Source organism: Ruminococcus sp. zg-924, assembly GCF_024433635.1.
Lineage (GTDB): Bacteria > Bacillota > Clostridia > Oscillospirales > Acutalibacteraceae > UBA7067.
Genome location: NZ_WNJZ01000012.1, coordinates 83,001 through 93,690, shown reverse-complemented (window position 1 = coordinate 93,690; position 10,690 = coordinate 83,001). Strand labels below are relative to the sequence as shown.

The 10,690-nt window shown below is 39.7% G+C and carries 12 protein-coding genes and 2 tRNA genes; 9 read left to right on the top strand and 5 right to left on the bottom strand.

The genetic code is table 11. The features are described 5' to 3' along the window. Nucleotides 1-223 precede the first annotated feature (223 nt). On the bottom strand, nt 224-1,156 hold the full coding sequence (locus tag GMA13_RS07185) for a DUF6076 domain-containing protein (protein WP_255883426.1): 933 nt from the start codon (nt 1,154-1,156) through the stop codon (nt 224-226). Nucleotides 1,157-1,354: 198 nt separating this feature from the next. On the opposite strand from GMA13_RS07185, the gene GMA13_RS07180 reads away from it, so the two are divergent. From GMA13_RS07180 to GMA13_RS07145, 8 genes are all read left to right on the top strand, one after another. After that, the gene (locus GMA13_RS07180; protein ID WP_255883425.1) at nt 1,355-2,425 is read left to right on the top strand and encodes an AAA family ATPase; all 1,071 of its coding nucleotides are present in this window, start codon (nt 1,355-1,357) and stop codon (nt 2,423-2,425) included. 300 nt (nt 2,426-2,725) lie between these two features. Beyond that, entirely contained in the window at nt 2,726-3,040 is a 315-nt protein-coding gene (mobC, locus tag GMA13_RS07175) for a plasmid mobilization relaxosome protein MobC (RefSeq protein WP_255883424.1), read from the top strand. Nucleotides 3,041-3,069: 29 nt separating this feature from the next. Next, on the top strand, nt 3,070-4,407 hold the full coding sequence (locus GMA13_RS07170) for a relaxase/mobilization nuclease domain-containing protein (RefSeq protein ID WP_255883423.1): 1,338 nt from the start codon (nt 3,070-3,072) through the stop codon (nt 4,405-4,407). 39 nt (nt 4,408-4,446) lie between these two features. Continuing rightward, nucleotides 4,447-4,617 (top strand): hypothetical protein, encoded by a 171-nt coding sequence (locus GMA13_RS07165; RefSeq protein WP_255883422.1) that lies wholly within the window; start codon nt 4,447-4,449, stop codon nt 4,615-4,617. Between the two features lie 214 nt (nt 4,618-4,831). Further along, nucleotides 4,832-5,188, top strand: a complete 357-nt coding sequence (locus tag GMA13_RS07160; RefSeq protein WP_255883421.1) for a helix-turn-helix domain-containing protein — start codon at nt 4,832-4,834, stop codon at nt 5,186-5,188. 1 nt (nt 5,189) lies between these two features. Next, a complete protein-coding gene (locus GMA13_RS07155) occupies nt 5,190-5,702 on the top strand; it encodes an ImmA/IrrE family metallo-endopeptidase (protein WP_255883420.1) in 513 nt (170 codons plus the stop codon). A 113-nt stretch (nt 5,703-5,815) separates the two neighbouring features. Next, nucleotides 5,816-5,971: a hypothetical protein gene (locus tag GMA13_RS07150; RefSeq protein ID WP_255883419.1), complete on the top strand. Its 156-nt coding sequence runs from the start codon at nt 5,816-5,818 to the stop codon at nt 5,969-5,971. Between the two features lie 34 nt (nt 5,972-6,005). After that, nucleotides 6,006-6,131: a hypothetical protein gene (locus GMA13_RS07145; RefSeq protein WP_255883418.1), complete on the top strand. Its 126-nt coding sequence runs from the start codon at nt 6,006-6,008 to the stop codon at nt 6,129-6,131. 106 nt (nt 6,132-6,237) lie between these two features. Here GMA13_RS07145 and GMA13_RS07140 read toward each other — a convergent pair. From GMA13_RS07140 to GMA13_RS07130, 3 genes are all read right to left on the bottom strand, one after another. Next, nucleotides 6,238-6,322, bottom strand: a tRNA-Tyr gene (locus tag GMA13_RS07140). 40 nt (nt 6,323-6,362) lie between these two features. After that, a tRNA-Thr gene (locus GMA13_RS07135) sits at nt 6,363-6,438 on the bottom strand. 266 nt (nt 6,439-6,704) lie between these two features. Beyond that, entirely contained in the window at nt 6,705-7,145 is a 441-nt protein-coding gene (locus GMA13_RS07130; RefSeq protein ID WP_255883417.1) for a CBS domain-containing protein, read from the bottom strand. Nucleotides 7,146-7,421: 276 nt separating this feature from the next. Between GMA13_RS07130 and GMA13_RS07125 the strand changes: the two genes are divergently transcribed. Beyond that, nucleotides 7,422-9,218, top strand: coding sequence for a Na/Pi cotransporter family protein (locus tag GMA13_RS07125; RefSeq protein ID WP_255883416.1), 1,797 nt, complete (start codon nt 7,422-7,424; stop codon nt 9,216-9,218). A 140-nt stretch (nt 9,219-9,358) separates the two neighbouring features. Here GMA13_RS07125 and GMA13_RS07120 read toward each other — a convergent pair whose 3' ends face one another. Then, entirely contained in the window at nt 9,359-10,663 is a 1,305-nt protein-coding gene (locus GMA13_RS07120; RefSeq protein ID WP_255883415.1) for a phenylacetate--CoA ligase family protein, read from the bottom strand. Nucleotides 10,664-10,690: the final 27 nt, after the last annotated feature.

Below are 10,690 nucleotides of genomic sequence, written 5' to 3'. Positions count from 1 at the left end.
GTTTGATTAGCCATTAAAATCACCTTTCTTTATTTACAATAGACTTGAACAATCTTATTGTATATCGATTGGTGATTTTTTTGTATAACTTTTTATGCACACCCGCATAGCGGGTGGTTGTTTGTTCAACGCACGGCGTTGAACTGGGTAAACCCATTAATTAAAAAATCGGATAAGCAATCAATGGAAAATTGACTGCCTATCCGATTACTTTTTGCAAATTTTACTCAATACAAATTATATTCAATGCTTCCTCCTTGGAAGTTTTATCCTCAAGATAATTATCTCTCACAGTTCTCGCTTTTTCAAGCCAATCATAATATTCTTCAAAACTCAAAGGCTTTTCCACAGTATCGGGTGTGTTCAGTGTTCTTTCATAACGCTTATACATTTTGCCTCGCTGTGTGTCAAAAGCTTTCAGCACCTCATTTCTGTTTGCCAGTATGCGGTGCTTTAATCTCGGCGCAAATTCCTTACAAGTTTTACCGTTTTTCAGAACTCTGTCACAGTACAGAGTTTTCTTTTTTGTCTTTGGCACAAAGTATCTGCCGCAGAGCTGACAGCGGCATAGGCGGTATTCGTTCTCAACAAATAAATGCAACAGCAGAAAATAATACTCTGTAAGGTTACGGACATGGTACATCTGTCTGGATTTGTTGTCCTCGAAATAAAATACAGTGGAAATCTGTACGCTGTTGTAATTGAAATCTTCATTAATATCTATTTCTTTTTGACTTGATAAATCGCTGAAAAAGCGCAAAACAAAAAACTGAATGGTTTTTATCTGGTCAAGATAGCTTGCGTATTCTCGCAGATAGTTTTCAGTTACGTCGTCCTCTCCTAAAAAATCCTCAATCATAAGTCTGTTCAACAGACCGTAAAACGATCTGTATGTCGCTAATGCCTTTTCTGCTTTTGCTGTTAAATTTTTAATCAGAGCAAGTCTTTCTTCGCTTTCGTCAGGATAGGTTCTGTAAACTTTTCTTATTTCATTTTGCAGTTCAGAATAATCCTCAAAATCTTCTTCTGAAAAACTAATCAACTCATCTTTGATAGTCGTATTTTCAATTGGAATCTTATTGTCGTTTTCCTGCATATATCCGGAAATATTTCCTTTGGAATCAATTTTTAATAATAAACCTTCGTGCTTTGCCATATATACCTCTGTCCTGAAGTGAAAATTATAAAAATCACTTCAATTCACTTTGTCATATATTTTTCTTGAAAAATATGAGATTATTGTATCACACCGGTGAAAAAATTCCAATAGCTTTTGGATTACAACTGTATAACCATACCGGAGCTAAAATATTTATAAATCATATAAGGTATGAGTAACAGGGAAAGGAGAAAAATGATTCAGAATTTAAATTTGGAGTTGAGCAGTAAGGCAAGATTCGATTCAATTGACGGTGCAAGTCTTATGGAAAAAGATTTGCCGAGAAAGAAGTTTATAATCAATTCACTTCTCGCAAGCGGTCTTTCGATTATAGCTGGCTCGCCAAAGGTAGGTAAGTCGTGGCTTGTTCTTGACTGGTGCGTTCGGATTGCAAAAAGCGAAGATGTATGGAATCTGCATACCGACGGCGGTACAACTCTGTATCTGTCGCTTGAAGATGATGAAAGCAGATTGCAGGACAGGCTGACAGCGATAACCGATGAAGCGCCGAGTAATGTTCATTTTGTTACAGATTGTTCAAAACTTGATGAAAAGTTGGAAGAACAGATTCGAACATTTATTGATGAGCACAAGGATACCGTCTTGATTATCATTGATACATTTCAGCTTATCCGTTCTGCAAATTGGGATTCGAGCTATTCAAATGATTATCAGGAAGTGCAGCAGCTTAAGAAACTTGCTGATGAATTAAAAATTGCAATTCTCCTCGTTCATCATTTAAGAAAGCAAGGCGACTCTGACCCAATCAATGAGATTTCAGGCACAAACGGTATAGCAGGCTGTGCAGACGCGCTTTTTGTTTTGAAGAAAAGCAAGCGGACACAAGGCAATGCAACTTTATTTTGTACGGGAAGAGATATTGAGGACAGAGAAATTGAACTTTTATTTTCAAGGGATGACTGTACATGGCAAATGGTCTCGGACAGCACTGAAAATCCTAATATGCTTTTGCCTGATGAAATGAATTTGCTTATTGAGATGATGAAAGCAGAAAAACATTTCAACGGCAGTAACGCAGAATTTCTTGAACGCTACAATGCTTTTTCAGGCAAAAGTCTTTCGGCTCGTATTCTGAAAAGGATGATGAACAAGTGGAAGTATAATCTGAATGACAACCATGTTTATTTCAAATCGTATAAGGAAAATAACATCAGAAAGGTTGAAATCAAATATGATTTTGAGATTGATGATTCGGACAGTGAGTACGTCAGGTACGATAAGTACGATGAAAACATAGCCGTCTGATTTATCGTTTTTATCGTCCTTATTGTCCGCAAAGCAGATATTGGGCAGAATTTGCGAGTTTGTCCGACTTTCAAGAGAAAACGGATAAAGTACCCGAATGCAAGTAAAAATCGAAATTTGGGCGGGTTGTGGCCGAAAGTAATTTAAAATACCAGATTATAAATTTAGCATAAAGTTAGATTTCACATTTTCACAGCTTTTAAGCTGTGGCAAGCAACGCATTCGGCTGGTCGTTGACCTGCCCATGCAAGATACGGGCAGAAGCCCGAACCCACTTAATTGGCAAAGGAGGAAACCTAAATGAAAGACAGAAAAATGAGCATAAGAATATCTGAATCCGATTTACAGAAGATTCACAATAAAGCAAACAATGCAAAATTAACTTTAACCGAATATGTAACCAAAACTTGCCTTGGAAAACAAATCTTTGTTATTGACGGACTCAATGAAGTTATCCGTCAGCAAAAGTCTATCGGAAGAAACATAAATCAAATTGCAACACTTTGTAATATGGGCAAAGTCAATTGTTTTAATCTTGCTGAGATCACAAATCAGTATGCAAAGATAAATAAGCTACTTACTGATTTGCTTGACAGAAAGAGGTGGTCACAATAGCAACAGTAAAATTCATCGCAAGCAAACGAATGCAGTCACGGCAAGGGCTGGCCTCAATTCTTGCCTACTGCAAGCAGGATAAGAAAACCTTATACAATGGCAGGAAACTTGTCAGCGGAATTAATTGTGTTCCACAATCGGCATTCAACGAAATGATGAATACAAAGATTCAGTATGGAAAAACAGACGGCAGAATGTACTATCATCTGTTTCAGTCTTTCCATCCCGATGAACCTGTAACACCTGAAACAGCTCACGAAATAGCAATAAAGTTTGCACAAGAACAATTCAAAGGCTATGAAGTTTTAGTTGCTACTCATATTGACAGAGAGCATATACATTCACACTTCATTGTAAATTCAGTCAGTGCTAAAACAGGATTGAAATATCATCCCGACAAAAATGAAATACAAAGACTGAGAGATTACTCGGACAAGTTGTGCAGAGAGTACGGTTTATCCGTAGTAATCCCAAAACCGCAAAAAGTAAAACAGATGTCAGCAAGAGAATATCGTTCAGCAGACAAAGGTCAAAGTTGGAAGTTACAGCTCACAATAGCTATTGATGAAGCTATGAAATATGCAACCTCAAAGGAACACTTTATAAGCCTTATGGAAAATGAGGGTTATGAAGTTAAGTGGACGGCAGAAAGAAAAAGCATCACCTACACTACACCGTATGGGATGAAGTGCAGGGATAATAAATTACACGAAGAAAAATATTTTAAGGAGAATATGGAAAATGAATTCAGAATACGGGAAGAAATCACCTCAGGAATTAAAGGAGCAAGCCAGGAAGCAAATGCAAATCGCCTCAAAAGCAGAACCTTGCGTAGCGGTTACGGAGCAGAACTGGAAAGCATTAATTTCAACTCAGACTGCACAGATAGATATGCTGAAATCAATACTGGACGAAGTTTCAGACCTGACTACGAAAGAGGAAATACAAATATATCTCAACCGCCAGATGAATACTTTGCAGAAATCTATCGACAATTCCAACTCAATGGCGCAAACCTTCAAGACGGAGCTTCAGAATATGACGAACGATTATGTCAGTCAGATAAACGATGCGGCGAAGAATGCCTCACAACAGGTTGGGAGTACGAGCGAGAAATATTCATACAGTATCAGTCAGGCGGAGGAGAAACTGAATCATCATGCGAGGATACTGTTTTTCCTGGCTTTGATACCGACAGCTATTACGGCAATAACGGAAATGATATTGCATATCTGGTCGCAGATCTCACAAATATTTTAGACAACGACCACCCTGTAGAGGACTGCACAACAATGAAAAAGCCTCTTAAGGAAAGAAAAAATACACAGAAATCAAACCCACAGGGCGGCTTTAAAATGAATATGTAAAGGAGGACGAGCCAAATAAATTAAACGCTGTGATGACATATGTCGGCACACAAAAGCAACATTCCAAAGGAAGAGCTTGAAACCATCGCCAGATGTTTCCTGCCTGACATAATTGCTTTCTTTGAAAGCGAAGAAGGCAAAAGAGAATTTGAGGAATGGAAACAGCAAAAAGAAAAAGAGGAACAATCTAATCATAAAATGACAGCATAACAAGCACGCAAGGCATGGAGTTGGGTAAGCAATATGCCTTGCGGTAGCTTTATTGTTTTGTTGAGTGTTATCTAACAGATAAACAAATAGGTAAATTAAAATCAACAATTTTGTTAATAATTTTAATTTTTTTATTGACAATCGTAATCTTGTGTGTTAATATAATAGCGGGCAAGATACTCAAAAAATATTTTTTTGATCGGAGAGGATAGTTATGCTAACTGCATTAGGTAAAGAATTAAGGATTTTAAGGATAGAATATAACGAAATTCTTAAAGATATGGCTTCTAAGTTAGGCATTACTTCTGCGTACTTATCCGCTATCGAGAACGGAAAAAGAGAACCAACTCAAAAATTTATGCAAGCTTTATTTATCACATATGATTTAACAGATGCGGATAGAGAACGAATTGAGGATGCCTACTATACAACTATTGACAATATAAGTATCAATCTATCAAACCAAACACCTGCACAAAGAGATTTGAGTTTCGTATTTGCCAGAAAATTTGATACACTGTCAGACGAAGAAGTAGAAAAAATAATCAAACTTTTGAATAAGGGGGAATAAAATGTCTACAGCAATAGCACCAGCGTTGAGCAGAAGAAAAATAGAACTATTAACTAACAATATAAGACAGCGTTTCAATTGCAGCGACTGCTACTTTGATATAGTTTCATTTGTCGAAATAGTTATTCCTGCTATTGATGAAACATTTAATTACGAATACGCTTCATCCAATGAACTATCACCTGGAATGTATGCTTATTATGATCCGACCAACAACACGATGAAAATCTTATCATCTGTATACGACAGAGCTTGCGAGGATATTGGTAGAGATAGATTCACTATAGCACACGAGGTCGGACACTATTTTTTGCATCAAGACGGATATTCTTTTGCAAGGACAAATCAGCTAATTCCAAAATACTGTGATCCAGAATGGCAAGCAAACACTTTTGCAAGTGCACTCCTAATTCCACGAGCTCAAACAAAATTTATGAGCATTGAGGAAATAAAGGACAAATGCAAAGTATCATACCAAGCTGCTGAAATTGCGTATAATCGCAATTGGCAATAAAAAAAGCAGTAGCGGCAACTACTGCTTGAGGGTTAATACAACGGCAGAAACCCGACATACTAACCTGTACACTTGTATGTTATCATAATTTTTTGAATTCGTCAAGAATTTTTATGGCGCCGTTGGGAAAGGCAAAGGTAATTGACATGGCAGATAAAAAACATATTCAATATGTTTTCAGGTCAAGCATAACCATCAACGGTGTTACATACTACGCTAAAAACTATGGTAAAAAAGCATTTAAAATTCCTGTAAACAAATTAAAGTAAAATGAATACAACAAAATTTCTGGGAGGTGTATATATGGCTGTGCATCATGGTGGAAAAGTGGGAAAAGCAGGCAAAACTCTCGCTTCCAAATCATCCACACAAAAAGCAAAATCTAAAGCTGGCAGCACATTATCAAAGCATAAAGCTGATAAGCATTAATTTTTTGAGCTCTGATTCGTTCAGAGCTCTTTTTTTAATCGTGTCTTATAAAAACCAAAAATCCGAACGTTTCACCTATTAGTAAAATGTTCGGATTATTTGAGTTTGGTGGGAGATGGTGGATTCGAACCACCGAAGCAAATTGCAACAGATTTACAGTCTGCCCCCTTTGGCCGCTCGGGAAATCTCCCATATTTAAAGGCTACTGCCATACGGCAAATAGCCTTTCTTTGGAGCTGGTGGACGGACTTGAACCCCCGACCTGCTGATTACAAATCAGCTGCTCTACCAACTGAGCTACACCAGCACATTCAAGTTTCTCACTTGACGCTCATATATAATAACACCTGCGGGCACTTTTGTCAACACTTTTATCAATTTTTTATCAAAAAAATTTGCTTTTTGTTTTTATGGCTTTCTCAGCCGTAATAAGTACGGCTCCCTTAAATTAAGGAAGCCGATTTTTCCGACATTGTGCTAACAGATAAAACGGACAAGACCGTTTCCAACAGACTACACTTTACGGCACTGCCTTTGCGCAAAGCTGTTACTGCTTACACTCTATTTATCCTATTAAACGCTCACCTTCATTATTGAGGCTATTGCTTCATCTATTGCTTTCTGATTGTAATAGTATTTAATTATGTCACTTCTGGTTATAATACCCATAAACACTCCTCTGTCATCTATAACCGGAACAAAGTTCTGATCCATTACTCTGAGCAGCAGCGTTTCTATTGGGGTAGTTATCGTCACCGGCGGATTGAAGCCCTTTCTTAATATATCTTTAACAGTGTAGCTCTCCTGCTTTTTCAGCGAGCAATCGTTACTGTCAAGAATATGCCACAGAAAATCTCCTTCATTTACCGTTCCAACGTATTCTCCGTTCTTGGCGATTACCGGAATAGCTGTGTAGCCGTGGTAACGCATTTTCTCAAGACCCTGCCGGATACTGTTGTTTTCATATATATAGGCAACGTCGCATTTTGGCTTTAACAGCATAATAATGTTCATTTTGTAAAACTTCACCTCTTTTCTTCGTTTACAATTATAGCAAATTGTATAAGTAATATAAAGACAATTCGTGAACAATTCATTAATTTTACATCATCGAAAAATAATGGCAATTATCACAAATTTTTGTCCTCTACACCCCGTTTTATTCTGCACTGCTTGAGCCTCACTTTACACAGATTTTACAAAACGTATACCCTACTTTTACTTTCTGCGGTTATTATAAATTTGTTGTAAAGATATTGTAATAACTACACTTTAGAAAGGACAAGCTTTATGGATTTATTTTCTGTTCTCTCCTTTATAGGAGGTCTTGCGCTGTTCCTGTACGGTATGAACGTAATGGGCGACGGCCTTGAAAAAACATCTGACGGCCGCCTTGAAAAGACCCTTGAAAAAATGTCAAACACCACAATTAAGGGACTCCTCTTAGGCGCAGGCGTTACCGCCGTTATCCAATCCTCATCAGCCACAACGGTTATGGTTGTCGGCTTTGTAAACTCAGGCATAATGAAGTTGTATCAGGCTATTGGCATCATTATGGGTGCAAATATCGGTACAACAATCACCGGCTGGATTTTAAGCCTCACCGGAGTTGAGGGCGACAGCCTTGTTATGCAGCTCGTTCAGCCTAAAAACTTCTCGCCTATCGTTGCAATCATCGGTATTTTCCTTATTATGTTCTGCAAGGACGGCAAGAAAAAGAATATAGGCAGTATTATGGTAGGCTTTGCTGTATTGATGTTTGGTATGACAACAATGAGCAGTGCCATGACCCCTCTCGCCGACAATCCTGACTTTGCAAACTTCCTGATTATCTTCCAGAATCCTATATTCGGAATTCTTGCCGGCGCTCTTTTAACGGCTGTTATTCAGTCCTCCTCGGCTTCTGTCGGCATTTTGCAGGCACTCTCCTCAACCGGAATTATCTCAATTTCAACCGCCATTCCTATTGTTATGGGACAAAACATAGGCACCTGCGTTACAGCGCTTCTGTCTTGTATTGGTGCAAAGAAAAACGCAAAGCGTGCCGCATTTGTGCACCTGTACTTTAATATAATAGGAACAATCATCGTTGGTACAGCGTTCTACACTTTAAACGCTTTTTTGAACTTCAGCTTTGTAAACGAGGTAGCAACACCTGCCTCAATAGCTGTAATTCACACCTGCTTTAATGTTATTGTAACCGTAATTCTTTTCCCGTTCTCTAAGCTGCTTGAAAAGCTCGCCTGCCTTACAATCAAGGATAAAGTTGAAGACGAGGACGCACCGTTCCTTGACCAGCGTTTCTTGAACACTCCGGGTCTTGCAACAGAACAGTGCCACAAGATGGCTGTAAAGATGGCTACGCTGTCTAAGAAAACAATCCTCGACGCACTTCTGCTCATTGAGAACGGCTATGACGAAAAGCTTGCTCAGAACATTATTGAGCGTGAGGACGCTATTGACAACTACGAGGATGTTCTCGGCTCCTACCTTGTAAAGCTGAGCAGCAAAACGCTTTCCGTCAGCGACAGCAAGGAGGTTTCAAAGCTTCTGCACTGCATAGGCGACTTTGAGCGAATTGGTGACCATGCACTGAACATTCACGATGTATCAAAGGAAATGCAGCAGAAGAAGATTTCCTTCTCACCGCAGGCTATGGAGGAAATCAAGGTTATGACAAACGCCCTGCGTGAAATTCTCGACATTGCCATTGAAGCATTCAACAACAACGATTATTCCCTTGCAGACAAGGTTGAGCCGCTTGAGCAGGTTATTGACAATCTGCGTGACAAGCTCAAGAAACGCCATATTGCCCGTCTTAGAGAAGGCGGCTGTACAATAGAGCTGGGCTTTATCTTCTCAGATTTGCTTACAAACTACGAAAGGGTTTCCGACCACTGCTCCAACATTGCGGTTTGTATGATACAGGTTAACAAGGAGAGCTTTGAAACTCACGAATATCTGCACGAAATCAGGGGCTATGAATTTGGTCAGTACAAAACCGAGTACGAAAGCTTTAAAAAGAAGTACGCTCTGCCTGAGAACACATCCCCAAAAACCGCCGAGCCGGTATTAACTCATTCATAAAAACACAGCAAAGCAAACGATACTGCCGCACAAAAGTGCGGCAGCTTTGTTTTACCATTTTAGCGCCGAACAGTTTCTATTATATAATATGCCGCCGCCCGAATTTGTCGAAGAATCGGGCGGCGGCATTATATTTTTATTTATCCTTCATTGCGCAAATCGAGAATTCTCTTTGCCTTACCCTGAAATCGCTCAAGCGACTTCGGCTCGGCAAGCGTTACCTTTGTTTCAAGTCCCAGCACACTCTTTAGCTTATCGTGAATTGACTTCTGCAACGCCTGTAAGTCAGCAAAGTTTTCAAGCAAATCGCCGTTTTCAAGCTCAACCTTGACCTCCAGGTTATCCTTAAAGTTAGCCCTGCGAACAATAAGCTGATAGTGCGGGCTGACGTGCTGCATGCTAACAAGCACGCTTTCAATTTGGGTTGGGAACACATTAACGCCCTTGATTATCAGCATATCGTCCGTTCTGCCCATAGTCTTGGCCATTCTTGCGTGTGTTCTGCCGCACTCACACTTTTCGTATGTAATCTTGGTTATATCCTTTGTTCTGTATCTGAGCACAGGCATACCCTGTCTTGTAAGCGTTGTAACAACAAGCTCACCTACCTCGTTTTCACCAAGCCGCTGACCTGTCTTTGCGTCAATAATCTCAGGCAGGAAGTGGTCCTCGGCAAAGTGCATACCGTTTCTCATCTCGCAGTCACCGCTGACGCCCGGACCGCCAATCTCGGTAAGTCCGTAGTTGTCTGATACTCTTACCCTCATATTCTGCTCAATCTGCGCTCTCATTTCCTCGGTACAAGGCTCGCTGCCCAAAATACCAAGACGAAGCTTGTAGTCGCTCATCGGATAGCCTGCTTCTTTCATAGCCTCGCTCAAATAGAGTGCATAGCTCGGCGTAGCAACAAGACCTGTAACACCGAAGTCACGGAACATCATAAGCTGCTTTGCGGTGTTTCCCGATGAAGCAGGAATAACGGTTGCGCCGATTTTTTCAAGGCCGTAGTGAAGTCCCAAAGCACCTGTAAAAAGTCCGTAGCCAAAGCTTATCTGTATAATATCGTCAGCAGTTGCACCGCCTGCAACAGCAACACGAGCAACACAATCGCTCCACATATCAAGGTCAGCCTTTGTGTAAACGCCGACGGTCGGCTTGCCGGTTGTACCTGATGACGCATGAATTCTGACAATATCCTTCATCGGAACGGCTAGCATATTAAACGGGTAGTTATCCCTGATATCGTCCTTCGTTGTAAATGGTATGTACTGAATATCCGAAAGAGCCTTAATTTTTGAACCGTCAAAAACTCCTGCCTCAGTGAGCTTTTTGTTGTAAAAACCGATGTTGTCGTAGCAGTATTTTACTATTTTTTTGAGCCGTTCAAGCTGTATAGCCTCTATATCGGTACGAGGCATTGTTTCAATATCCTTTTGGAAAAACATTGTAATTCTCCTTTTTATTAGTCTTTA